The sequence below is a fragment of the Egicoccus sp. AB-alg6-2 genome (assembly GCF_041821025.1).
GTDB lineage: Bacteria > Actinomycetota > Nitriliruptoria > Nitriliruptorales > Nitriliruptoraceae > Egicoccus.
The window spans coordinates 211,750-234,850 of record NZ_JBGUAY010000001.1; the positions used below are offsets into that span (position 1 = coordinate 211,750).

27 protein-coding genes and 1 tRNA gene are annotated in these 23,101 nt (G+C 72.8%); 14 read left to right on the forward strand and 14 right to left on the reverse strand.

Features of this window, described 5'->3' with window-relative positions:
- Nucleotides 1-5: 5 nt before the first annotated feature.
- The 3 genes from ACERMF_RS01065 to ACERMF_RS01075 all read right to left on the reverse strand — a co-directional run bounded on the left by ACERMF_RS01065 (nt 6) and on the right by ACERMF_RS01075 (nt 1,762).
- Nucleotides 6-773 carry a lysophospholipid acyltransferase family protein gene (locus ACERMF_RS01065; protein WP_373667160.1) on the reverse strand — a complete coding sequence of 256 codons (768 nt, stop codon included), beginning with the start codon at nt 771-773 and terminating at the stop codon, nt 6-8.
- 111 nt (nt 774-884) lie between these two features.
- A complete protein-coding gene (locus ACERMF_RS01070; protein WP_373667161.1) occupies nt 885-1,184 on the reverse strand; it encodes a hypothetical protein in 300 nt (99 codons plus the stop codon).
- Between the two features lie 131 nt (nt 1,185-1,315).
- Nucleotides 1,316-1,762 (reverse strand): acyl-CoA thioesterase, encoded by a 447-nt coding sequence (locus tag ACERMF_RS01075; RefSeq protein WP_373667162.1) that lies wholly within the window; start codon nt 1,760-1,762, stop codon nt 1,316-1,318.
- A 181-nt stretch (nt 1,763-1,943) separates the two neighbouring features.
- On the opposite strand from ACERMF_RS01075, the gene ACERMF_RS01080 reads away from it, so the two are divergent.
- Nucleotides 1,944-2,852, forward strand: a complete 909-nt coding sequence (locus tag ACERMF_RS01080) for a DUF1028 domain-containing protein (RefSeq protein WP_373667163.1) — start codon at nt 1,944-1,946, stop codon at nt 2,850-2,852.
- A gap of 21 nt (nt 2,853-2,873) precedes the next feature.
- On the opposite strand, the gene ACERMF_RS01085 is transcribed toward ACERMF_RS01080, so the two are convergent.
- The 6 genes from ACERMF_RS01085 to ACERMF_RS01110 form a co-directional block, all read right to left on the reverse strand.
- Nucleotides 2,874-3,260 (reverse strand): VOC family protein, encoded by a 387-nt coding sequence (locus tag ACERMF_RS01085; RefSeq protein WP_373667164.1) that lies wholly within the window; start codon nt 3,258-3,260, stop codon nt 2,874-2,876.
- 2 nt (nt 3,261-3,262) lie between these two features.
- Nucleotides 3,263-3,535, reverse strand: a complete 273-nt coding sequence (locus ACERMF_RS01090) for an ArsR/SmtB family transcription factor (protein WP_373667165.1) — start codon at nt 3,533-3,535, stop codon at nt 3,263-3,265.
- A 130-nt stretch (nt 3,536-3,665) separates the two neighbouring features.
- Nucleotides 3,666-3,738 (reverse strand) — tRNA-Ala (locus tag ACERMF_RS01095).
- Nucleotides 3,729-4,175 carry an ATP-binding protein gene (locus ACERMF_RS01100; protein WP_373667166.1) on the reverse strand — a complete coding sequence of 149 codons (447 nt, stop codon included), beginning with the start codon at nt 4,173-4,175 and terminating at the stop codon, nt 3,729-3,731. The genes ACERMF_RS01095 and ACERMF_RS01100 overlap by 10 nt, the downstream gene beginning before the upstream one ends.
- Nucleotides 4,172-5,341: an AAA family ATPase gene (locus ACERMF_RS01105; RefSeq protein ID WP_373667167.1), complete on the reverse strand. Its 1,170-nt coding sequence runs from the start codon at nt 5,339-5,341 to the stop codon at nt 4,172-4,174. The genes ACERMF_RS01100 and ACERMF_RS01105 overlap by 4 nt, the downstream gene beginning before the upstream one ends.
- An 81-nt stretch (nt 5,342-5,422) precedes the next feature.
- A complete protein-coding gene (locus tag ACERMF_RS01110) occupies nt 5,423-5,977 on the reverse strand; it encodes a hemerythrin domain-containing protein (RefSeq protein ID WP_373667168.1) in 555 nt (184 codons plus the stop codon).
- Here ACERMF_RS01110 and ACERMF_RS01115 point away from each other — a divergent pair.
- The 4 genes from ACERMF_RS01115 to ACERMF_RS01130 all read left to right on the forward strand — a co-directional run bounded on the left by ACERMF_RS01115 (nt 5,936) and on the right by ACERMF_RS01130 (nt 9,681).
- Complete coding sequence (locus ACERMF_RS01115; RefSeq protein ID WP_373667169.1) at nt 5,936-7,546, forward strand: gamma-glutamyltransferase; 1,611 nt, start codon at nt 5,936-5,938, stop codon at nt 7,544-7,546. The genes ACERMF_RS01110 and ACERMF_RS01115 overlap by 42 nt on opposite strands.
- Nucleotides 7,547-7,641: 95 nt before the next feature.
- On the forward strand, nt 7,642-8,841 hold the full coding sequence (locus ACERMF_RS01120; RefSeq protein ID WP_373667170.1) for an acetyl-CoA C-acyltransferase: 1,200 nt from the start codon (nt 7,642-7,644) through the stop codon (nt 8,839-8,841).
- Nucleotides 8,842-8,844: 3 nt separating this feature from the next.
- Entirely contained in the window at nt 8,845-9,315 is a 471-nt protein-coding gene (locus tag ACERMF_RS01125) for a PaaI family thioesterase (protein ID WP_373667171.1), read from the forward strand.
- Nucleotides 9,316-9,360: 45 nt separating this feature from the next.
- Nucleotides 9,361-9,681, forward strand: coding sequence for a hypothetical protein (locus tag ACERMF_RS01130; protein WP_373667172.1), 321 nt, complete (start codon nt 9,361-9,363; stop codon nt 9,679-9,681).
- On the opposite strand, the gene ACERMF_RS01135 is transcribed toward ACERMF_RS01130, so the two are convergent.
- Both ACERMF_RS01135 and ACERMF_RS01140 read right to left on the reverse strand, forming a co-directional pair.
- The gene (locus tag ACERMF_RS01135) at nt 9,678-9,932 is read right to left on the reverse strand and encodes an FmdB family zinc ribbon protein (RefSeq protein ID WP_373667173.1); all 255 of its coding nucleotides are present in this window, start codon (nt 9,930-9,932) and stop codon (nt 9,678-9,680) included. The genes ACERMF_RS01130 and ACERMF_RS01135 overlap by 4 nt on opposite strands.
- Nucleotides 9,933-10,164: 232 nt before the next feature.
- On the reverse strand, nt 10,165-10,437 hold the full coding sequence (locus tag ACERMF_RS01140) for a cell division protein CrgA (RefSeq protein WP_373667174.1): 273 nt from the start codon (nt 10,435-10,437) through the stop codon (nt 10,165-10,167).
- Nucleotides 10,438-10,553: 116 nt separating this feature from the next.
- Between ACERMF_RS01140 and ACERMF_RS01145 the strand changes: the two genes are divergently transcribed.
- Both ACERMF_RS01145 and ACERMF_RS01150 read left to right on the forward strand, forming a co-directional pair.
- Complete coding sequence (locus ACERMF_RS01145; RefSeq protein WP_373667175.1) at nt 10,554-11,270, forward strand: class E sortase; 717 nt, start codon at nt 10,554-10,556, stop codon at nt 11,268-11,270.
- Between the two features lie 16 nt (nt 11,271-11,286).
- A complete protein-coding gene (locus ACERMF_RS01150) occupies nt 11,287-11,436 on the forward strand; it encodes a hypothetical protein (protein ID WP_373667176.1) in 150 nt (49 codons plus the stop codon).
- Here the strand turns inward: ACERMF_RS01150 and ACERMF_RS01155 are convergent.
- The gene (locus ACERMF_RS01155) at nt 11,412-12,479 is read right to left on the reverse strand and encodes a polyprenyl synthetase family protein (protein ID WP_373667177.1); all 1,068 of its coding nucleotides are present in this window, start codon (nt 12,477-12,479) and stop codon (nt 11,412-11,414) included. The two genes, ACERMF_RS01150 and ACERMF_RS01155, sit on opposite strands and share 25 nt — an antisense overlap.
- Nucleotides 12,480-12,571: 92 nt before the next feature.
- On the opposite strand from ACERMF_RS01155, the gene ACERMF_RS01160 reads away from it, so the two are divergent.
- Both ACERMF_RS01160 and ACERMF_RS01165 read left to right on the forward strand, forming a co-directional pair.
- On the forward strand, nt 12,572-14,218 hold the full coding sequence (locus tag ACERMF_RS01160; protein WP_373667178.1) for a class I adenylate-forming enzyme family protein: 1,647 nt from the start codon (nt 12,572-12,574) through the stop codon (nt 14,216-14,218).
- A 5-nt stretch (nt 14,219-14,223) separates the two neighbouring features.
- The gene (locus ACERMF_RS01165; RefSeq protein WP_373667180.1) at nt 14,224-14,856 is read left to right on the forward strand and encodes an aminodeoxychorismate/anthranilate synthase component II; all 633 of its coding nucleotides are present in this window, start codon (nt 14,224-14,226) and stop codon (nt 14,854-14,856) included.
- A gap of 4 nt (nt 14,857-14,860) precedes the next feature.
- Here ACERMF_RS01165 and ACERMF_RS01170 read toward each other — a convergent pair whose 3' ends face one another.
- Entirely contained in the window at nt 14,861-15,940 is a 1,080-nt protein-coding gene (locus ACERMF_RS01170) for a PDZ domain-containing protein (RefSeq protein WP_373667181.1), read from the reverse strand.
- Nucleotides 15,937-17,094, reverse strand: coding sequence for a site-2 protease family protein (locus ACERMF_RS01175; protein ID WP_373667182.1), 1,158 nt, complete (start codon nt 17,092-17,094; stop codon nt 15,937-15,939). The genes ACERMF_RS01170 and ACERMF_RS01175 overlap by 4 nt, the downstream gene beginning before the upstream one ends.
- A 165-nt stretch (nt 17,095-17,259) precedes the next feature.
- Between ACERMF_RS01175 and ACERMF_RS01180 the strand changes: the two genes are divergently transcribed.
- The 5 genes from ACERMF_RS01180 to ACERMF_RS01200 all read left to right on the forward strand — a co-directional run bounded on the left by ACERMF_RS01180 (nt 17,260) and on the right by ACERMF_RS01200 (nt 23,083).
- Nucleotides 17,260-18,444, forward strand: a complete 1,185-nt coding sequence (locus ACERMF_RS01180; RefSeq protein ID WP_373667183.1) for a VLRF1 family aeRF1-type release factor — start codon at nt 17,260-17,262, stop codon at nt 18,442-18,444.
- Between the two features lie 7 nt (nt 18,445-18,451).
- Nucleotides 18,452-19,339 carry a hypothetical protein gene (locus ACERMF_RS01185; RefSeq protein WP_373667184.1) on the forward strand — a complete coding sequence of 296 codons (888 nt, stop codon included), beginning with the start codon at nt 18,452-18,454 and terminating at the stop codon, nt 19,337-19,339.
- Between the two features lie 94 nt (nt 19,340-19,433).
- Entirely contained in the window at nt 19,434-21,197 is a 1,764-nt protein-coding gene (locus ACERMF_RS01190; protein WP_373667185.1) for a copper resistance CopC/CopD family protein, read from the forward strand.
- Between the two features lie 9 nt (nt 21,198-21,206).
- Nucleotides 21,207-22,043: a hypothetical protein gene (locus ACERMF_RS01195; protein WP_373667186.1), complete on the forward strand. Its 837-nt coding sequence runs from the start codon at nt 21,207-21,209 to the stop codon at nt 22,041-22,043.
- The gene (locus ACERMF_RS01200; protein ID WP_373667187.1) at nt 22,040-23,083 is read left to right on the forward strand and encodes a hypothetical protein; all 1,044 of its coding nucleotides are present in this window, start codon (nt 22,040-22,042) and stop codon (nt 23,081-23,083) included. The genes ACERMF_RS01195 and ACERMF_RS01200 overlap by 4 nt, the downstream gene beginning before the upstream one ends.
- Nucleotides 23,084-23,101: the final 18 nt, after the last annotated feature.

A 23,101-nucleotide genomic window follows, 5' to 3' on the forward strand; every position in this document is an offset into this window, starting at 1 on the left:
CGACGTCAGCGTGCCGTGGCGCCGCGGCGGTGGACGCGCCGTTCCTCGACCTGCCGACGCAGCCGGGCATCCGCCTCCTCGGGCGTCGGTGCACGGCCCCCGAGGTGCGCCGGCACCCACCAGCGGTCGGCCGCGCTGCGCGGACGCTGCGGGTAGCCGGCCTGCTCGACGACGAGCAGTTCGTCGATGCGGCGCATCAGTTCCGCGCTGGCTCGCGCCGGCGCCATGTCGGCCGGCGGGTGCCAGGGGGCGCCGTAGCGGACGGTGACGCACACGCCCGGTCGCAGCCGGCGAGGCTGCCACTTGGTCAGCAACCGTTGACTGCCCCAGACGGCAACCGGCACGATCGGCGCGCCGGTGCGTCGTGCCAGCCGGACCGCTCCGGTCCGGGCGCGGCGCGGCACGAACGAGGGGCTGATGGTGCCCTCGGGGTGGATGCCGAGAAGTTCACCTCGTCGCAGCGCCTGCTCGGCCTGGGCGAACGCGGTGATCGGGTCACCGTGCGTGTCGACCGGGATCTGGCCCATGGCCCGCAGCGCCGGCCCGACCACGCGACCGCGGAACAGGTCATGGCGGGCGAGGAAGCGCACACGGCGACGAGGGCGTGGCGGCGCCAGCGCGACGAAACAGAAGTCGAGGTACGAGATGTGGTTGCTGGCGAGGATGGCTCCGCCGGTACCCGGAATGTGGTGGTAGCCGATGGCGCGGACGTCGAGTCGGAGCCCGTGCCACACGCCCCGCATGCCCGCGGCGATCGGGACGTAGGGGTCCACGGCGACGTCCTCGTGCGGTCGGGGGATCGGGCGTCGATCGTCCCCCGCACGACGCGACCCGCCGGCGCATCCTGCCGCGCCGGCGGGTCGAATCCAAGGGTTCGGCCCCGATCAGCCCCCGCGGGTGCGCTCGGCCGATTCGATGCCCTCGATGGCGGCGCGGAGGTCGCCGTCGTCGGGGATGCGTTGCAGCGGTCCACGCCGCTCCTCGGCGGTCTCGACGGCGTCCATCGCCGGCAGCAGTGCCTGCTCGACCTCGCCGAACCAGGCCACCTGCGGCTCGTCGCCGTCGGCGATCTCGCCGACCTCCAGCAGTGCGCCGACGCGGCGGACGACGAAGTCGCCGGCCTCGGCCTGCTCCGAGATCGCGATCGCATGCTCGTCGCCGTCCAGGAACCACAGGTTCGCCATGGGACCTCCTCAGGTCTGGGGTTGCGGGCGCACAACGTGACGCGGCCGCGCCCAGCCGCAGGTGCGCGGTCCCGGCCGCGGTGCCACCATCCCGAGCGACGTGGAACGACCGGCCGCCATCCGCGACTGGTTCAGGTCGACAGCAGCGGCGCGAGCGTGTCACGGACCGGGGCGGGAACGGCGGAAGGTCGGCCGGAGACGCGATCGACGTAGACGTGGGTGAAGCGGCCCAGTGCCACCGCCGCATCGGACGAGGCGGCGAAGACGGCCAGCCGGTACGTCACGCTGCTCGACCCGAGGCGTTCGACGGCGAGGCCGATCTCGAGCTCGTCGGGAAACGAGACCGGGCGCAGGTAGCGGCAGCCGGTCTCGACCACCAGCCCGACCGCGTCGAGGTCACGGGTGTCGACGCCGCTGTTCTCGATCAGGTAGCCGTTGACGGTCGTGTCGAACCAGGCGTAGTAGACGACGTTGTTGACGTGCCCGTAGTGGTCGTTGTCGTGCCAGCGGGTCGGCATCGTCCGCCAGTACGCGAACGCGTCGCGGCGCGGTATCGGCTGGTCACGCAGGTCGGTCATCGGTCCCTCGGCCCTGGTTCGTCGGCAGCGGCGCGGCACGAGGCTACGCCGCTGCCCCGCCGGTCGCGTCGCGCTCCCCGGGCGGTCGCCTGCCTCTCCGGGCAGGGTCCGTGGCGGCATACGACGGCCGGGACGGCTACGAACGTGCCACGACACCCGACCTCCACAAGGCCTGTTCATCGTGACCTACTCGATCGTCGCCCGCGATCCCCGGACCGGGCAGATGGGTGTCGCCACCCAGACACAGGCGCTCGCCGTCGGCGCCAGCGTGCCATGGGCCCTGCCCGGCTACGGCGTCATCGCGACCCAGTCCATGGGCGAGCCGATGTACGGCGAGCTGGGGCTGGACATGCTGCGGGGCGGTCTCACCGCGCCCGAGGTGCTCGCTGCGCTGCGCAGCGTGGATCCCCACCCGGGTCGCCGCCAGGTCGCGATGGTCGACGCCGACGGTGGCATGGACGTCTACACCGGCGAGGACTGCGTGGCCGCGGCGGGACACCGCATCGGCGAGGACTGCTGCGCCCTGGCGAACATGGTCACGTCCTCGGCGGTCTGGGACGCGATGGTGGAGGCGTTCGAAGCGACGACGGGGTCGTTGGCACGGCGCCTCATGGCCGCGTTGCACGCCGCGGAGTCGGCGGGCGGTGACTTCCGCGGTCGACGTTCGGCGGCCGTGCTCGTGGTCCGCGAGCAGCGGACGGGTCGACCATGGCGGGACATGGTGGTCAACCTGCGGGTCGATGACCACCCCGACCCGCTGCGGGAGCTGCACCGGTTGGTGGACCAGAGCAGCCGCTACCACCGGGTGGTCGCGGCGTTCGAGCGGGCGCTGAACGGCGAGGCGGACGCCGCCGTCGTGGACCTCGATCGGATGCGTGAGGAAGACCCCAGCGAGGAGCCGGACATGCTGATGTGGCGTGCCATCGTGCTCGGTCTCGCTGGGCGCGAGGACGACGCACGCGCAATCTTCCGCGAACTCGCCGACTGCGCGCCGCCGTTCGTCGAGGCCGCCCGGCGCTTCGGACCTGCCGGACTGATCCCCGATCAGCAGCTGCTCGATCGCCTGCTGCCCGCACCGGTCGAGCGCTGACCCGTCACGCCGCGTGACGCGTCAGTGTTGCTGGGCGATGCTGATGAGGTTGCCGCAGGTGTCGTCGAACACGGCGGTCGTGACGGGCCCGAATTCGGTCGGCGGCTGGGTGAACACGACGCCGGCCGCGACGAGCCGGTCGTGCTCAGCCCGTACGTCGTCCACCGCGAAGAGCGTGGCGGGGATTCCGTCTGCGGCCAGGGCGTCCCGGAACGGCTTCACCGCCGGGTGCGAGGACGGCTCGAGGAGCAGCTCCACCGACGGCTCGCCCGGTGTGCCGACCGTCAACCAGCGGTCACCGTTGCCGAGCGGGATGTCGGACCGGGGCTCGAACCCGAGGATGTCGGTGTAGAAGGCGAGGGCTTCGGCCTGATCGTCGACGAAGATGCTCGCGAGGTTGATGCGCATCGTCACTCCTTGTTCAGCCATCGGGCCATTGCGTCTCGCAGCGGGCCGATCTCGAGGGTGTGGAACCGGTAACGACCTTCACGTCGGGAGCGCACCAGTCCGGCCTCCTCGAGCACCTGTAGGTGCTGCGAGATGGCCTGTCTCGTGAGGTCCACGTCGTGGTCCACCAGCAGGCGGTTCACGATCTCGAACAACGTCTGGTCGTCGCGCGCTGACAACACGTCCATGATGGCCCGTCGAGCGGGGGCACCGAGAGCGTCGAACACGTCAGCCATGGGCGCACCGTACGCAAGCCACGACTTGCAGGCAAGTGGTTACTTGCCTATGGGTGCTGCGCGATGACGGGAACGCGCCTGCGGGCGCACCAACCGCGACAACGACGGTCGGCGGTGACGCGACGCAGGGTGGACCCGATCGGAATCGAACCGACGACATCTGCCTTGCAAAGGCAGCGCTCTGCCAACTGAGCTACGGGCCCGGAACGTCGCGAAGGGTAGCGACGTCGACGCTGGTCGGTGGACGGGGCACGGCGGGCAGCAGGGCCTCGACCCGCGTGCCCCGTTCGTCGGCCCGCCAGCTGAACCGATCGACCATGGCCCGCACCAGTGCCAGCCCCCGTCCGTGCTCGGACAGGGTGCCGCCGGGTACGGGGGGCATGGCCGGTGCGGCGCCGCCGGCATCGGTGACACGTACCTGCAGCGCGTCGCCGAGGACCGACACCTGCGTCTCGAACCGCGCGCCGCGGCCGTGTCGGACCGCATTGGCCGACAGTTCGGTCACGACGACCAGCAGGTCGTGCTCGACATCCGTGTCGACGCCCGTCGCCCGAGCCCAGTCGGCGACCGCCATGCGAACCGCCGGGACGCTCGCGGGGACCCGGGCCGGGTGCAGCCACAGCACCGACGGGCCGCTCATCCGAGGTCCGGCCGCGTCCGGGTGACCCACTCGGCGAATCCGGGCACCGTGAAGGCGAGGCGCCCCCGGCCGGGCGACCAGCACAGACCGCGCTCGACGAGGTCTCGTCTGGCGGGCGAGAGCGCCTGGTGGGTCAGGTCCAGCACCTCGGTCAGGTCGCCCATCTCCGCATCACCGCCCTGTTCGGCCAGCGCCACCGCGAGCAACGCCCCACGGCCCGACGGGACACGACGCCAGCGGTCGGCGAAGAACGCCTGGACGCGCTCGTGCACCTCGACGCCGGCGGCACGGGCGTCCTCGAGGTCGACGCACTGCGGATGGCGGGCGACGTCCCACAGCGCGGCGCCCCACAGCTGCACGAACCAGGGGTAGCCGCCGGACTCGTCGTGGACATGATCGAGGACGTGGTCGTCGACGAGGACGTCGGCCTCGCGTTCGAACGGCCGGCGGATCGCCTCGACGGTGCCTTCGCGGTCGAGGAGGCCGAGCTCGAGTCGTTCGAGCCGTTCGGTGTAGGTCTGGCCCTCGTCGAACAGGGTCTCGGCAGCCGACGGCAGACCGGAGAGCAACACGCCCAGGGGCCGGTCCTCCTGCGAGGCGAGGTGCGCGGCTCGCAGGAGCGGCTTGAGCAGGGTCTGCTCGGCCTCCTGTACCTCGTCGACGGTGAGCAGCACCCCTTGACCGAGTCCGGCGGCCAGCAGGCCGAGGTCGGCGACGAGGCGCTCGACGGTGGCGGCCGGCGTGCCGCTTCCCTTGGCCTCGACGCTGCCGTCCCTGGCACGTCGCAGGCCGCCGCAGCGTCGCACCAGGGCGTCGTCGGCCCGTTCGACGAGCGCCGCTGCGCCCCGCCGCAGGGTCTCGCGGGCGGCGACGAGGTCGGGGTCACCGCGGTCGGCCTCCATCGCGATGGTGTGCACGCCGCGCTGCGCGGCCTGCAGACGCACGTAGGCGAGCAGGGCGGTCTTTCCGACGCCCCGCACCCCGCGGTAGAGCACCAGCTGCGGTGCCGACGGCCGGGCGAGCCGGTCGACGACGACCTTGGCGCGCCGCAGGGCCGGTTCACGACCGCCGAAGTCGGGTGGCACACGTCCCATGCCGGGCCGGAACGGGTTCGCGGCAGGATCCAGTGCCCCGTCGACGGTGGCATCCTCGAAGGGGTTGGGCACGGACATCTCCTCGCACGCGACATTGCGACCGCTTGCGAGCAAAGTATAGAAAGGCTAACGCTCTGTAGCCGGCAACCGTCGTCAAGACTTCCCGAACACCTCGCGAGCCTTGTCGCGGGCACGGTCGAACACGCCTGCCAGGGGTCCGACGGCGGCGCGGACCTCCGGGGCCTGTGGCGTGTTGGGGTGCGGTCGCGTCGGCCCGTGTTCGCGCAGCGTGACGAAGGCCGCACCCATCTTGCGTCGGTGCTCCGCGTCGAGGTGCTCGCGCAATCGCGGGAACTCCTCGCGTTCTTCGTGCTCGGCGTGGGCCGAGACGTCGCGGTCGAGCTGTGCGAGCGCGGTCGTGAACTCCTCGCTCGGGATGTCCATCTTCGTCATGCGGTGCAGCAGTTTCTCGGCCTCGGCCTCTTCGCGCAGCACCTCGACGGCGACGTCCTCGCCTCCGGGCACGTCGTCACGCAACGCCGGGTGGACCACGGACTCCTCGGCGGCCTCGTGGCTGGCGAGGCGGGCGACGAGGTAGTGGAACAGCTCCTGCTTGAAGTCGTCCTCGCTGCGGGCGAGTTCGTCGAACAGCTCGCGGAACTCACGGTGATCGGCGAGCAACAGGTCGACGATGTCCTGGTCGGCCATGGTGGAGCTCCTGTTCGGTCCGGGCGGAAGGCACCGGTCGTCGGACGAGCATGGCAGGCTGCGCTGCCCTCCAGGATCGGGAGCACCGCCATCGGTACCGCGACCACGCCGCCGCTCGGGGTCGTCGCGGCCGGCCACACCGAGACGGTCGCGGCCGCCGCGCACGTCCTCGAGGCGGGCGGGAACGCGTTCGACGCGGCGGTCGCAGCGGGACTGGCGGCCGCGGTGGTCGAGCCGTGCCTGAGCAGTCTCGGTGGCGGCGGGTTCCTGCTGGCGCACACCGCGGCGGGCGAGGAGGTGCTGTTCGACTTCTTCGTCGACACGCCCGGCCGCGGCGTCGACGACGAGGTGGAGCCGCGGCTGGACGCGGTCACGCTGCGGTTCGGCGCCGCGGACCAGGTCTTCCACGTCGGTCACGGTTCGGTCGCCGTGCCGGGGTGCCTCGCCGGTTACCTGCACGTCCACCACCGGTTGGGGCGGTTGCCGTTGGCTCGGGTCGTCGAGCCCGCGCGCCGGATGGCAGCCGACGGCGTGGTGCTCGGCCCCGGTCAGACCGCGGTCGTGCACCTGCTCGAACCGATCCTGACCCGGTCGCCGGAGGGCGCACGACGTTTTCGTCCCGATGGGCGGCGCCTGGCGGGCGACGAAGCCGTCCGCAACCAGAAGCTGGCCGACTTCCTCGATGCCGTCGCGGCCGGCACGACCGCAGGGTTCGCCGACGCACCCATCGCCGCGGCGATCGCTGCCGACATGGCCGCCAACGGCGGCCTGCTCAGCGCCGAGGACCTGCGCGCGTACGAGGTCGTCGAGCGCGAACCGCTCTCGGTCGCCTATCGCGACGCGGTGCTGGTGACCAACCCGCTGCCCTCGCTCGGCGGCACGCTCATCGGTCGCGGCCTGCAACTGCTGGACACCCGCGAGCCGGCGGCCTTCGGCAGCGGCCGGCGCCTCCGCGACCTCGCCGAGGTCTTCGACGACGTGTGGCGCCACCACACGTCCCCGACCGCCGTCAAGGGGACGACGCACGTCAGCGTCTGCGATGCCGAGGGCAACCTGGCTTCGATGACCACGTCCAACGGCAGCTGCAGCGGCGTGATCCTCGGCGACACCGGGGTGATGGCGAACAACATCACGGGCGAGTCCGACCTCAACCCGCACCTGCGCGTCGGCGCGCAGCCCCCGAGGCTGCGGCACCCGGCTGGTCGCCGGGTCGGTTCGATGATGGCCCCCTCGCTGCTGTACCGGCCTGATGCGCCGCCACTGGCGTTGGGCAGCGGCGGGTCAGAACGCATCCGCACCGCGATGACCCAGGTGGTGGTCAACCTCGTCGACCACGGCTTCGACGTCGAGGCCGCGGTCCGCGCTCCTCGCATCCACTGGGACGGCGCCGTCGTGCAGGTGGAGCCCGGCTTCGCGGAGGCGGCCATCGCGGAGCTCGCCACCGAGCGCGAGGTCAACGTCTGGCGCGTGTCCGACCTGTACTTCGGCGGCACCCATGTCGCGGGACCCGACGGGGCCCGCGCCGGAGATCCGCGGCGGGGCGGCGCGAGCGTGGCGCTGCTGCCGTGACGGAACGGATCGGACCTCCGCGTTCCGTTTTGGGTCGCCGTGCGGGGTAGCCTCGACGCACGGCGGGAGGCCGTCAGCCGGCAGGAGGCATGCACATGCGTGAAGCAGTGATCGTCGAGGCGGTCCGGACCCCGGTCGGGCGTGGCAAGCCCGGCGGCGCGCTCTCCGGCTGGCATCCGGTGGACCTGCTGGCCGAGACGCTGCGTGGATTGGTGGCCCGTGCCGGGATCGACGCCGCCGAGATCGACGACGTGATCGCCGGTTGCGTGTCGCAAGCGGGTGCGCAGGCCTTCAACGTCGCCCGCAACGCCGTCCTGGCGGCCGGCTTCCCCGAGGCGGTGCCCGCGACCACGATCGACCGCCAATGCGGCTCGTCGCAGCAGGCCCTGCACTTCGCCGCCCAGGGTGTCCTCGCCGGCAGCTACGACGTCGCCGTCGCCTGCGGGGTCGAGGTCATGTCGAAGGTGCCGATGTTCTCGTCCACCATGGGCCAGGACCCGTTCGGGCGGCGACTGCTCGAGCGCTACCCCGAAGGGTTGGTCAACCAGGGCATCTCGGCCGAGCTGATCGCGGCCAAGTGGGGCCTGTCGCGCGAGGATCTCGACGCCTTCTCGGCGCATTCACACCAGCGTGCCGCGGCGGCGACCGCCGACGGTCGCTTCGAGGCCGAGTTGCTGCCGGTCGCCGTCGACCGCGGCGAGGGCCCGACCGGCGAGACCATGACGGCCGACGAGGGGATTCGCCCCGATTCCACGCCCGAATCGCTGGCCGGTCTGCGCCCCGCGTTCCACGACGACGGTCTCGCCGAGCGGTTCCCACAGATCCAGTGGGTGGTCACCGCCGGGGGCGCGTCCCAGATCTCCGACGGCGCGGCCGCCGTCCTCGTGATGGAGCGCAGTCGGGCGGAGGCACTCGGGCTCACCCCACGCGCGCGCATCCACACGATGGCCGTCGCCGGCGACGACCCGATCTTCATGCTCACCGGGGTGATCCCCGCCACGCAGCAGGTGCTGCAGCGCGCCGGGATGACCGTCGACGACATCGACGCCTTCGAGGTCAACGAGGCCTTCGCGCCGGTCGTGCTCGCCTGGCAGCAGGAGACCGGAGCCGACCTCGACAAGGTCAACGTCAACGGTGGCGCGATCGCCAACGGCCACCCGTTGGGGGCCTCGGGCGCCAAGCTGACCACCACGCTGCTGCACGTGCTCGAGCAGACCGGCGGCCGCTTCGGCCTGCAGACGATGTGCGAAGGCGGTGGCATGGCCAACGCCACCATCATCGAACGCCTCGGCTGAGCGATGACCTCAGACCCCGACGCCCAGTCGATCCCGAACCGGGCCGACCTCGACCAGCTGTGGCACAGCGACGAGTTCGCGGGCCGCCTGGGGGCAGAGCTCGAGGACTGGGGCGGCGGCTGGGCCCGGGTCGGGTTGACCGTCACCGACCAGCACCGCAACTTCGCCGGCTGGTTGCACGGGGGCGTCGGGTTCGGGCTCGGGGACGTCGCGTTCGCCGTCGCGTCGAACTCGTGGGGTCGGCTGGCCGTCGCCCTCAGCGTCGACGTGCAGTTCCTCGCGTCAGCGGCGCCGGGCGACCGCCTGGTTGCCGAGGGCCACGAGCGCCATCGCACCAAACGCACCGGTGCGTACCTCATCGAGGTCCGCTCCGACACCGGCCTGGTCGCGAGCCTGCACGCCCTCGTGCACCGCACGAGTCGCTGGCACCTCGGCGAGGACGCCTGGTCCGACGAGTGGCGCGCCACCCATTGACGGTCGGGCACACTGGTGCGAGGTCGTCGCCAACGAGGTCGCCACGTGCTGTTGCTGTTGATCCCCGCCGCCGGGTTGGCGGTCGCGGTCGGCGTGCTCTTCGGATGGCGGTGGGTCTTCGCCCCGCTGCTCGGTTGGGTCCTGCTGACCTGGCTGCTCGGTTCCCTGCGGGCGCTGGGTCAGGACGCCAAGGCGCCCGGCATGCCGGCCGAGGACGTCGTCGCCACGCCCGTCGCTGCGGGCGAACGCACCCTGTTCTGGTGCGAGGAGTGCGGCACCGAGGTGCTGCTGATCGTGCGGGGCACGTCGCGCGCACCGAGCCACTGCGGCCAGCGCATGCACGAGCGCACCGAGATCCTCAACTAGCCACCGCCCTCGGCGATGCGATCGGCGCGTTCGGCGACGGTCCGGAAGTCCCCGCGACCGGGGCGATCGGGCACGAAACCGTCGGTACGCGAGAAGCCCCAGGCGTTGAGGCGGACGGCCACGCGACTGAAGCGGCGTTCGAGAGGCCCGGCACAGTCCGGGCAGGGTCCCGGGTCGGCCGCACGCGCGTAGGGCAGCAGCCGCTCGGTGTGCTGTCCACAGTCGGCGCAGGCGTACTCGTAGACCGGCATTCGCGCCCCTTCCTCCGGTGCATCGTTCGCGCACGCGCCCAGTGACGGCAACCACGACCGTAGCCCCGTCGCGGCCGGGCGGTTGTCCACGACCCTGTGGAAAACCGTGTGGAGGGACGTTCGACCCATCCGACTGTTATCCACAGGATGTGGACGTGCGGACAGGGGAAAACTGGGGATATCTCCCCGATTTTGCCCCTGACCTGGGGAAACGCGCGCGACCCGCCGGCAGTCAGCGCCAGCGGACGAGGAACCCGAAGCCCGCGATCAGCAACGCGAATCCGACCACCAGGCCCCAGTTGCCGTACAGCGGCGGCACCGTCGCCAGCCAGTCCTGGGCGGTCGGCAGATACGCCAGCAGGATGACCGCGACGCCAGCGACGAGCAGTCCGACACCGACCTTGGGCACCCACGGCGCGGAGGGCGCGGGATTCTTCGCCGGCGGGCTGGTCTGATACGCCCGCGGACGGTTGCGTCCCTTGCGGCGGTGCTTGCTCTGCGGCATCGAAAAGGCCTCGGCTGACGGACGGCATGCGCGCGGCAGCCTACCGGGCGTGCTGGCTACCCTTTCGGTTTCGGCCGGGTGCGCCCGCCGGGGACGCAATTCGACGAGGGACACCGGTGATACGCATCGCTCGTGGGCTCGGCTGGACGCTGGTCGTCTCGGGCGCCGTCGTGTTGCTGTACGTCGTGTACCTGTTGTGGTTCACGGACCTGTCCGCCAACGCCTCGCAGCGCGAACTCGCCGAAGCGTGGGAGTCGCCGCAGGCCGAGCCCGGTGACGTCGACGACGCCGGCGACGGCGTGTCGGTCGGCGGCGGGTTCGAGGTCCCCGAACAGGGTGTGACCACGCTGCCCGGCGACGGCGACGGCGAGGGTGAGGCCGAGCCCGTCGACACCGGCGAGGCGTTCCTGGCGATGTGGTTCGAGCGCGACGGACAGCGCGTCGTCGCCGACGACGTCCTCTACGTCGTCGGTGACGTGACGCTCGACCACCTGCGTCTCGGACCCGGCCACTATCCCCAGTCGGCCGCCCCGGGCGACCCGGGCAACCTCGCCATCGCCGGACACCGGACGACCTACGGGCGCCCGTTCTGGGCGTTGGACGAGCTCGCCGAGGGCGACACGATCCACGTCGTCGACCGGTCGGGTCAGGAGTGGGTCTACGCCTATCGCGAGCAGCGGGTGGTCGCGCCGACCGACATCTGGGTCATCGGGGACGGCGCATGGGGGACCGAAGCGCCGACCATCACCCTGACGACCTGTCATCCGCGCTTCAGCGCGGCCCAGCGCCTGATCGCCTGGGGAGAACTGGTGGAGGAACCTCTTGCCTCGTGACGCTGATGGCGGGCGGATGCCCAGGTGGCTCCGCGCGACGCTGCTGGTCGTGCTGATCGCCGTCGTGGTCGTGATCCTGTTCACGACGGTGTTCCCGTGGGTCGAGCAGCGACTCGAGGACCCGACGCTGGGGGCGGCGGTTCAGCTGGTACGGGCACCGAGGTAGTCGGCGAGCGACCGGAGCGCGACGGCCGTGGATTCGGGCAGGGGCAGGCGCTCGAGCTCGGCGAGGCTGGCCGCGACCTGGTCGGCGACGTAGGCCTCGGCCGCGGCGCGGGCACCCGACGCCTCGAGGGCGTCGCGCACGTCGTCGGCGCGGGCCTCGTCGAGGTTCGGATCGCCGAGCGCGGCATCCAGCCAGCGCCAGGCGTCCGCGTCGAGCCGGGCGGCCGCCTCGGCGATCAGCAGGGTGCGCTTGCCCTCGGCGAGGTCGCCGAGGGTCGACTTGCCGGTCTCGGCCGTCTCGCCGAAGACGCCGAGCAGGTCGTCGCGGACCTGGAACGCGCGCCCCAGCGGGTCCCCGAAGCGCGCCAGCCCGGCCACGAGCCCGTCGTCCGCGCCACCGAGGACGGCGCCCACCTCCAGCGGCCGGGCGACCGAGTACCAGCCCGACTTCATGGCCGCGATGCGCTCGGCGAGGGCGCGGTCGGTGGTGCGGCTGGTGGCGGCCCACAGGTCGAGGTACTGGCCGGCCATCACCTCCTCGCGGAGGCGCGTGAACGTGCCGAACGCGGCGAGGAGCCGCTCGGGTGCGACCTCGGCGGCAAGGAACAGCTCGTCGGCGAGGACGAACGCGAGGTCGCCGAGCAGGATCGCCACCGCCTCACCATAGGCCCGGGCGTCGCCGTCCCATCCGGCGTCGCGATGCATCCGTTCGAAGACGCGGTGCACGGTCGCCTCGCCCCGGCGGCTGTCGGCGCGATCGATCACGTCGTCGTGCGCGAGCGCGCAGGTGTGCAACAGCTCGAGCGCGATGGCGGGCCCCATCACGCGGGCGTTGCCCTCGCCACCCGCGGCGGCGTGCCCGAGGAGCAGCAGGACCGGCCGGATCCGCTTGCCACCCCGGACAAATGACCGCAGCTCGTCCCCGACCGGCGCGAGCGAGGGGTGGTACTCGGGCAGGCGCGCCAGGCGATCGCCGAGTGCCACCTCCAGTGCGACGTCGACCTCGGCACGCAGGTCGCGCAGCGCGGAGGGAGCGGCGTTCACGGCGGTCCTGACGATGGGCCGGGCACACGCTAGCCGCGTCTGGCCCTACACTTCGGGGCTCGTCGTCCCATTTTCCGTTCCAGGAGTCCGCGGTGGCCGGACCGCCGGACCCGGCGTCGCTCGAGCGCCCCTGGCTCGAGGCCTACCCGCCGGGCGTGCCGCCGACGTATCGCCTGCCGGCGGTGGCCCTGCCCCGCCTGCTCGACGACGCGGCCCGCGACTTCCCCTCCACGCCGGCCCTGATCGCCGACGGTGCGACCATCGACTTCGTCACCCTGCGCGAGCGGGTCGAAGCGGTGGCGAGCCGGCTCGCCGGGCGGGGCCTCGGGGTCGGCAGCCGCGTGCTGGTCGGACTGCACAACTCCGCTGCCGCGCCCGTGCTGTTGCTCGCGCTGTGGCGCCTCGGCGCCGTGGTGATCCCCGTGTCACCCGCCTTGCCCGCGGAGCGGCTGCGTGCGGTCGCCGAGGACGCCCGGGTCGACGCCGCGGTGGGAGCCCCCCGGCTCCTGCACGAGCTGCGGCAGCACGTCGCGCTGCCGCCGGTCGCGGTGTGCGTCACCGGCGGCGAGTGGCCGGCACGCACGCGGCGCATCCGTCTGCCCCGCCGTCCGGTCCGTGGTGGCGGTGACCACGTCACCCTCGCGGACCTGCTCCTCGAGGACGCGTCGACGCCACTGCCGCCGGTCGTCGCCGCCGACGCCGAGGCCGCCTACGTCTACCGGGCGCGTGGCGAGGACCTGCGGGGGGTCGTGCTCAGCCACGCGAACCTCGTCGCCAACGCGTTCCAGGCCCGCCTGTGGGTTCCCGACGTCCAAGCGGGACGCGAGCGCGTGCTGGTCGCCGATCCGTTGCACGAGGTCCTGCCGCTGACCCTCGGCCTGCTGGCGGGCCTGCTGTCGGCGGCAACGCTGGTCCTGGTGGACCGCCCCGAACCGGGTGAGCTGGCCCGGATCATCGAACGCGAGAAGCCGACGCTGTTCCCCACCGTGCCGGCCCGTCTCCACGCCCTGCTGGCCGACCGCGACGCCGTACGGCGCGACCTGACGTCGCTGCGGGTGTGTGTCGCCGGCGGCGCGCCGCTGGACCCGGGCTTGGCCGCCGAGGTCGAGCGGCGCACCGGCGGGGCGCGCGTACGGGAGGGGTACGGCCTCGCCGAGGCCGCCCCCCTCACCCATGCGCAGCCGGTCTACGGCCGGGCGACGTTCGGCACCATCGGCCTTCCGGTGACCGGCACCGTGGCCGTGGTCGTCGACCCGGACGACCTCGGACGCGTGCTCCCGCCGGACACGCCGGGCATGCTGCTCGTGCACGGGCCGCAGGTGGCGCAGGGCTACCTCGATCGTGACGAGCTCAGCCGGGCCACCTTCGTGGACGGGTGGCTGGTCACCGGTGACCTGGCGACGGTCGACGCCGACGGGGTCTTCACCCACGTCGGTCGCGTCGAGGAGGTCGTCAAGCGCGAGGGCCAGTTCGTCTCGCCCCGCCACGTCGAGGCGGCGCTCAGCCGGCACCCCGCCGTCGCGCGAGCGGGCGTGGTGACGGTGGGTGACCTGCTGTTCGGCGCGGTCGTGCCGCGCCGGCGCGGGCGGGTGCACAGCGACGCCATGGTGGAGCACTGCCGGAATCTTCTCGACCCCGTGGCCGTTCCTGATCGCGTGATCGCCGTGGACCGGCTTCCCGAGACCAGCGCCGGCGACCTCGACCGCGACGAACTGCGACGCCAACTGGCGGGAAGGTGACCGACATGGGTGGAACCGCGCCGCGCCCCCGGCTGCTGGTGGTCGACAACTACGACTCCTTCACCTACAACCTCGTGCAGGAGCTGGGTGAACTCGGCGCAGACGTCGAGGTGGTGCGCAACGACGCGTTCACGCTCGACGAACTCGACGCCGACCTGCCCGACGGCGTGGTCATCTCGCCCGGCCCGGGGACCCCGGCCGACGCCGGTCTCTCCAACGACGTGGTTCGTCACGTCGCGGGCCGCCGCCCGCTCCTGGGGGTGTGCCTGGGGCACCAGTGCATCGGCGAGGTCTACGGCGGACGCATCGTGCGCGCCCCCGTGCTGGTGCACGGCAAGACCAGTCTCATCTACCACCGCCGTGAGGGCGTGCTCGCGGACCTGCCGGTGCCCTTCGACGCGACGCGGTACCACTCGCTGGTCGTCGACCGCGACAGCCTGCCGCCGGTGCTGAAGGTCACGGCCGAGACGTCGGACGGGCTGATCATGGGTCTGCGGCACCGCGAGCTCGAGCTCGAAGGGGTGCAGTTCCATCCCGAGTCCGTGCTCACCAGCGCCGGGATGCAGTTGCTCGGGACCTTCGTCGCCCGCTGCGCGGCGAGCGCTGCGAACGCCGAGGCCGCGACGGCGACCGTCTGACGCGTCAGTCCCCTGCGGTGTCGCGGAGGGCAGCGAGCGCGTCGTCCATGGTGGCCACGCCGATCACGGTCAGGTCGTCCGGCGCGGTGGTCATGGCCTGTTCGAACTGCGACTCGGGCACCAGGACGACGTCCGCTCCGTACGCGGCGGCGGCCAGCATCTTCTCGGGAACGCCTCCGACCGGGCCGACGCGGCCGTCGGCGTCGATCGTGCCGGTCCCGAGTACGAGCCGGCCCTGCAACAGGTCCTCGTCGCTGAGCAGGTCGTAGACGGTCAGCGCGACCATCAGGCCGGCGCTGGGGCCGCCGATGCGGGTGCCGGGGGCCAGGGCGACCTCGAACGGCAGCTCGATGTCGTAGACCGCCGTCTCGAGCTGGATGCCGATGCCCGGATGCTCCAGCCCGGGCAGCTCGCCCAGCCGGATCGAGGTCTGCACCGTGTCGCCGCCGCGGCGGATCTCCAGCGGGACCACCTCGTCGATCTCGCCCGCACGGGTCCGGGCCTGCACCTCCTCGGCAGCGACCACGTCCTGGCCGTCGATCGAGACGATGACGTCGCGTGGTTCGAGGACGCCTTCGGCGGGGCTTCCGGGCAGTACGGAGACGACGACCGGTTCGGACAGGATGCGGGTCTCGACGCCCGCCGCCTGGGCGCCGATCACGGTGGCGATCTCGAACTGGCGCCCGAACACCTCGCGTTCGCGGGCGAAGAAGGCGTCGCGGTCGACGTCGGGCGGGAACACCGTGGACAGCGGCAGCAGTCGCCGCTGGTCGGAGACGGCGGCCCGGAGCGCCTGCAGCGCCGGCTGCTGGCGCAGCAGGACGGTCAGCAGGGCCGTCTCCCCGTCGAGGTCGGTGGTCGTCGCACCCTCGATCTCGATCAGCGGCTCGATCTCGGTCGGGGATCCGGGCAGGTACTCCACGTAGGGCAGGGGCACCAGCACGGCCGCCCAAAGCACCACCGCGACGGTGGCGAGGTAGAACACCAGTCGCCACACCGATCCGCGGCGACGCTCGGGCGTCGGGGTGTCGGGGTCCGGCGACGGGGGGAACGCGTCCGGCGTGGAGACGTCGGACTGCGTCATGTGGCGGCCTCCGCGGTGGGCCGGGGTGCACGTCGGGCACCGTCGCGCCGCAGGGACGTCAGCGCCCGGGCCACCTCACGCTCGGTCACGACCGCGACGTCACGTCCGTCGTCGTGGAGGCGAACGGCGTGGACGCGCCCGGCGAACGCATCGATCAGGTCGCGCACGTCGTCGTCGAGACCCACCCGCGGCAGGTGGTCCACCCGCTGCAGCAGGTCGCGTGCCCGCCGGACGGCACGATCGCTCCGGTGCAGTTCGTCCACCTCGCGGACGGCGACGACCCCGACGAGGTGCCCGCCGTCCAGCACCGGGACGAGGCTGCGGTCCGGCGGCACCACGGCGAGACCATCGAGGGGATCGTCGAGCTGGACGGCCGGTGCGAGCGGACCGACCAGGTCGCGCGTGCGCCGACCGTCGAGCAGGGCGTCCACCTCGCTCTGCCGGATCTCGGCCCGCGCGGCCGACCACAGGAAGACGCCGACGGCGACCCAGATGAGGCCGCCGAACAGGCCCTCGAAGCCGGCGACCTGGACCGCACGTACCCCCAGCAGGACCAGCGCCGCGGCGAGCACCTGGCCGGCGCGGGCGGCGATCCGCAGCGCGCGACGACGGTCCTTGAGCAGCCACCACAGGCCCGCGCGCAGCACCCGGCCGCCGTCCAGGGGCGCGCCGGGGACGAGGTTGAAGACGGCGAGGATCACGTTGACCCAGGCCAGCAGCCCAGCGACCTCGGCGATCGGGGCGGCGACCGGCGCCGCGAAGACCCAGGTCGCGAACGTGCCGAGCAGTCCGAAGGCGGCACCGCACACGAGGCTGATCCACGGTCCGACCGCGGCGACGACGAACTCGTCGCGCGGCGTCTGCGAGCTCGCCCGCATCTCGGTCACCCCGCCGAAGAGGAACAGGGTGATGCGCTGGACGTCGAGCCCGCGGTGGCGGGCCTCGAGCGCGTGGGCGAGCTCGTGCGCCAGGATCGAGGCGATGAACAGGACGCAGCCCACCGCCGCCATCAGCAGGGCGACCGCCAGGTCGTTGCCGTCCCGGAAGCGTGCCGCGAAGAACCATGCCACGAGCGCCGCGAATGGCAGCAGCGACACGTCGAGACGGACCTCGACGCCGCGGACGTGGGTCAGCCGAACGGCGCGGGAGAACATGGCGGGACGGTACCCGCATCGCCGCCCGACGCGGACGCTCCCGCCTGCGGAGCCCCTTGAACCACGTCGGTCCGCGACGGTCGCAAAAGCGGTCGAGGTCCCCCCGTCGTCCGTCGGTGGAACCGGCCTGCGCATGCGGCCCCGCCGGGGGCTACGGTCAACCGCATGAAACTCGCTGACTCGCTCATCAACGACCTCATCGACTTCACGGACGAGCGGGGTGTGCTCTCGTTCTACGTTGGGCACACACCGGCTCAGGCGGCCGACCCACAGCCGACCCAACCCATCGAGATCCGCAACCAGGTCAAGGCGCTCAAGGCCAGGCTGGCTGACGGAGACCGCGACCTCGCGGCCGCGGTGGACAAGCGTCTCGACGCCATCGACGGCGAACTCGAGCGCTTCCTCGATCCCAAGGCACACGGCCAGGGTCGCGCCCTGTTCGTCGGTGTCGCGTCGGGCCGTACCGCCTCGGTGGCGCTGCAGATCCCGTTCAAGGAACGCGTCGTGCTGCACGACCGGGCGTTCCTGCGGCCCCTGGTCGCGGCCGTCGACGAGGGTCGACCGGCCGGCATCCTCGTGGTGTCGCGCAGCGGCTCCCGGCTGCTCGGATGGAAGGTGGGCGAGGCCGAGGAGCTGACCTCCGACGCCTTCGAACTCGGTGACGCGCAGACGGCCGACCGCAAGAGCGGTCCCTCCCCTGCGGCGCCTCAGATCCAGGGCCACGGCGTCGACCACAAGGAGATGTTCGAGCACCGCGTCGACGAGAACCGCAACCGGTGGTTGCGCTCCCAGGTCGAGGAGGTCCTCGGAACGGCCAAGGAACAGGGCTGGGACCGTCTCGTGGTCTCGGGTGGCGCGCAGCTGCGGGACTACGTGGCCAACCTGGTCGGTGACAACGACGGCCTGCGGGTCATCCACGCCGAGGCCGACTGGGAGCATCTGACGCCTGCCGCGATCTCGGCCAACGCCTGGCCGATCCTGCGCTCGGTCCACGAGGTCCGCGAGCACGAGCTCGTCGACCGGGCACTCGATCGCGCGCTGTCGGGCAACGCCGGTGCCGTCGGCCTGCGCAACGTCTGCGACGCGCTCAACGAGGGCCGGGTTGCGCACCTGCTCTTCGACGACCGCCTGCAGCTGACCGGCTTCCGCTCGTCGGAGGACACGCTGCACCCCGAGGTCGGCGGTCAGCTGGCGCAGTCCGACGGCGTCGAGTTCACCGAGGAACCGCTGTTCGTGGAACGCATGATCGAGAAGGCGGTCTCCACCGGTGCGGCGGTGACCCCCGTCGCGCAGTCACCGGCGGCCCCGCTCGGTGAGCACGACGGCGTGGCGGCGTTGCTGCGGTGGTGAGGCGACGATGGACGCACGGTCCCGCGGACTGAGAGCCGACGCCGACCGCGTCCTCGAGCTTCACGAGTCCGGGGAACTGCAGGCGGCGCTGGCCGCCTGCGACGCCCTCCTGGTCGCGGCTGCCGAGGGTGACCCGACCGATCCTGTGGTGCGCGAGACGCTGTTCACGGGCCGGTTCGAGCGCGCGCTGCTGCTGACCGAACTCGGAGAGCTCGAAGCCGCCGCGGCCGCGTACGGCGAGGCGGCGGTCGCTCCCGCCGACCTCGACGACCCCGATCAGCGCCACGAGATCGCCATGGCGCTGCTCAGCCGCGGAATCTGCCTGGACGCGCTCGGCGACCACCTGGCGGCGCTGCAGGCGTACGACCAGCTGATCGTCGCCTTCGGCGAGGCGCCCGACCCGGTGACCCACGACCAGGTCGTGCGCGGGCGCGTCAACCGTGCGGCCGCGCTGCTCGCACTCGACGAACTGCACGAGGCACTGACGGTGGCGGAGTCGTTGCGGGCCGATCTCGACCCGTCCGAGGCCTTGGAGGCGGAGCAGCTGGCCATGGCCATGCGGATCCGGGCGGCGGCGCTGCGGGGGCTCGACCGGACCGTCGAGGCCGCCGACGCCCTCGCCGAGGTGGTCAGCTGCGCGACCGACGACCCGGCGGCGCGGACGCAGCTGGCCTCGGCCCAGCGCGAGCGGGCGGAACTGCTGGCCGAGCTCGACCGGCCGGACGAAGCGGTCGCCGTGCTGGACGCGACCGTGCGCCGGCTCGAGGGTGATCCCGCCCCCGAGGTGGTCGAGGCCCGGCGCGAACTCGCGGTCGTCGAGGTCGGGCTCCTCGAGCAGCTCGGTCACCACGATCGCGCCGCGGCGTTGCGGGGCGAGATCCTCGGCGGCCACTGACAGCCACGGCGCCGGCGCTCCGGGGCCCCACGTACCCTGGCGCGCGTGCCGGCCGCCGCCGGTGCTTCCACGTCCCGGACCAGGAGCCGTACCCGTGCGCCTCACCGCCGACCGGCCCTTTGGTGCCGCGGTGGCGACGCGGGCGTTGCTCGTCGGGCTCCTTTCTTTCGGGTGGCTGTTCCTGCACGCGCTGCCCGCCGCCGGACACGCCTCGCTGACCGAAACGCTGCCGGCTGACGGCTCCCGGCTGGAGGCGGCCCCGGCGTCGGTGGTCCTGCGGTTCAACGAACCCGTCGACGCCCCGACCGACGGTGTTCGCGTCTACGACGCCGACGCGACGCGGGTCGACACCGGCCCGGCCGCGACGGCGTCACCCGGCGAAGTGGCGGTGGGCCTGCCGCCGTCACTGCCCGACGGCGGCTACGTGGTGACCTACCGGGTCATCTCGGCGGACAGCCACCCCATCGCCGGAACCGTCGCGTTCACCGTCGGCGACGCCGACGCGGTCGACGACGCGACCATCGCCGAACTGTTCGGCGGTGCCCGTTCGTCGTGGACGGCGGTCGTCGGTCCCGTCCTGCGTGCACTGACCTACCTCGGCGTGGTCGTGGCGGCCGGCAGCGCGGCGTTCGCTGCGTGGGTGGCCTCGGGCAGGGACGACCGCGAGCTGGCCTGGACCTGGGCGGTCCGGGGCGCGCTCCTCGCCGCCGTCACCAGCCTGCTCGCCGTACCCGTGCAGGCGGTCGCCGTCACGGGACGCCCGCTGACCGGGACGTTCCTGCCGGGCGGCGGCCTCGGCGAGACGCTGGTGTTCAGCTCCTTCGGGCAGGGCACGCTGCTGCGGCTCGTCGCACTGGCAGGGTTCGTCCTCGCCTGGCGACGCGTCGGCGCCTCCGACGAGGGGGGTGCGGCGCGTCATGCCGAGATCCTGCTGACGGGGGCGCTGGCGGCGGCCTCCTTCGCGCTGGACGGGCACCAACGGGCCGTCGAGCCGGTGTGGTTGCTCGCCGGGGCGGACGTCGTGCACCTGCTCGGCGCCGCCGTCTGGACCGGCTGCCTGCTGCTGCTGTTGCTCACCGTCCGCACGCGCCGGCTGGAGGACGATCCGGTCGCGGCGGCCGGGCTGGTGGTGCGGTTCAGCCGGATCGCCCTGTGGTCGGTGGTCGCGTTGTCGGCGGCTGGCGTCGCGATGTCGGTGGTGTTGGTGCGGTCCCCCCGTGCGCTGCTGTCCACCGGCTACGGCTGGACGCTGCTGGCGAAGCTGATGGTCTTCGCCGGCGTGCTGCTCGCGGCCGCCTACAACCGTTGGCGTCTCGAGCCCGCCATCGCCGCCAGGATGGCGCCCGCCGGAGGGGCGACCGACCTCGAACCGGCGCAGACCGAGCGCGCGGTCGTGCGCTCGCAGCGTGCCTGGTCGCAGCTGCGCGGCACGCTCGCCGTCGAGGCGCTCGGCCTGGCGGCGGTGCTGGCGGTGACCGGATTCCTGGTGATCCAGCGCCCGGCCGCCGAGGCGGCCGGCATCACCGGCGCCTACCACGTCACGGTCGCGCTGAACGACGACTACGACGTCGACCTGGTGGTCGACCCCAACCGGGTCGGCCGCAACGCGCTGCACGTCTACGTCCTCGACGACACCGGCCGCCCCGCCGACGCCGTCGAGGAACTGCGGCTCGAGCTGACCTACGTTCCCGAACAGATCGGTCCCATCGAGATCGAGCCCTACGTCGTCGGGCCCGGCCACTGGACCGCCAACGTCGACGACCTGCGCTTCCCCGGTGCGTGGGAGGTCCGGGTGGTCGCCGGCATCGACCGGTTCACCGAGGCCGACGCGCGTGTGCGTGTCGTCGTCAACCCCTAGGAGTCCTGCGTGTCACGTCAGCGAACCCTCGTCCGGGGGGGCGCGGCCGCCCTCGTCGCCACCGCGCTCGTGGCCGCACCGGCCCTCGCCCATCCGTTCGTCCGCGGCGGTGAACTCCCGGTCGACTCCCTGGCGACGATGACGCTCGCGATGGCCCACGGATGCGGCGGCCACGAAGGGGACGAGATCCCCACCCTCGAGGTCGCGCTCGAGGTTCCGGACTGGCTGCGCATCGTCGAGGTGGCTCCGACCGACGGTTACGAGGTCGAGTTCGAGGAGACCACGGCCGGTGCCACCTCGGTCGTGGTGTGGACCGCGGACGGGGCGGGCGTCCCCGCGCCGACGTTCGACCTCGACGTCGTCGCCTCCGGTGAGGAGGGCGACCAGCGCCACCTCGCCGTGTTCCAGGGCTGCGAGGGTGCCAGCTACCGCTGGGTCGGAACCCCCGACGAGCCGGCCGACGACCCGGCCGTCTCGGTCACGCTGACGGCCGCCGATCCCGCCGCCCCACCACCGCCGGAGGCACCGGCTGCCGACCTCGACGGCGGGTCGGACGGCGATCCCGACGCCGCCCCCGACGCCGCGCCCGAGACCGACCCGGACGCGCGGGCCGAGCCGGACGCCACGACCGACGATGCCGAGGACGCGGCGGACGCCGACGCACCCGACGACGCGACCACCGGGGAGGGCGAGGTCACCGACAACGACGACGGGACGGCCGCGGCGGGCGACGATGCCGACCGCTCGCTCCTGCCCGTGATCGTCGCGGTCGCCGCGGTGCTGTTGCTGGCGGGCGCGGCCCTGCTCCTCGCCCGTCGCCGGCGCATGAACGGCGACGCGCCATGAGGGCCGCGCGACGCCGCGGTCTCCTCGCGGCGCTCACCGGGACCGTGCTGATGCTGTCGGCCGCGCCCGCGGCCGCCGACCCGGCCGGACCGACCCACTACGACTCGATCGTGACGGGCGTCGAGCCGGGGGACGTCCCGGTGTCGGTCGAGATCCTCGGCGGTGACGCCTTCCTGGTCCTGCACGTCGAGCCCGGTGTCACCGCCGAGGTGCCTGGCTACGAGGGCGAGCCCTACCTGCGGTTCGAGGCCAATGGCAACGTCCTGGTCAACGAGCGGTCACCGGCGCGATGGTTCAACGACGCCCGTTACGGCGAACTCGAGGTCGACCTGCCGCCGCATGCCGACGCCGATGCCGAACCGGTGTTCACCCTCGTCGCCGACGACGGCACCTATGCCTGGCACGACCACCGCATCCACTTCATGAGTCCCAGCCTGCCGCCGCAGGTGGACCCGACCGCCGGCAGCGTGCAGGCGGTGACCGACTGGCGGGTACCCATCGTCGTCGACGGCGAGTCGGTCGAGATCCTCGGCGAACTGCGTTGGGTTCCCGGCCCGTCGCCGCTGTACACCGGGCTGCTGATCGCCGTGGCGTTGGCCGGCGCTGCCCTGGTCGTTGCACGACGCCCGACGGCCACGCCGGTCGTCGCCGCGGTCGCCGGCGTGATCGCGCTCGGTGTCGGCGTCAGCGAGGTGGCGGGTCTGCCTGCCGGCACGGACGCACAACCGATGCTCGTGGTGTTGCCGGCAATGGCCCTGGGACTGCTGCTGTTCGGCTGGTTGCTCACCCGACGCGGCGGGTCCGCCGACGTCCGGGGACCCATGATCGCCGCGACCGCCGGGATCCCGGTACTCGTCTGGGGAATCCTGCACCTCGCCACGTTGTGGCGCCCGATCGTGCCGGGTCCGCTCCCGATCGGGGTCGCCCGGATCGCCGTCGTACTCGCGCTCGCGGCCGGGGCCTCGGCGATCGGCAGTCTCGTCCGCGCCGTGCTGGCGGCCACGTCCCTCGACGCCCCCGAGGACCGCGCGACCATCTGAGGATGCTGGCGGTTGGGT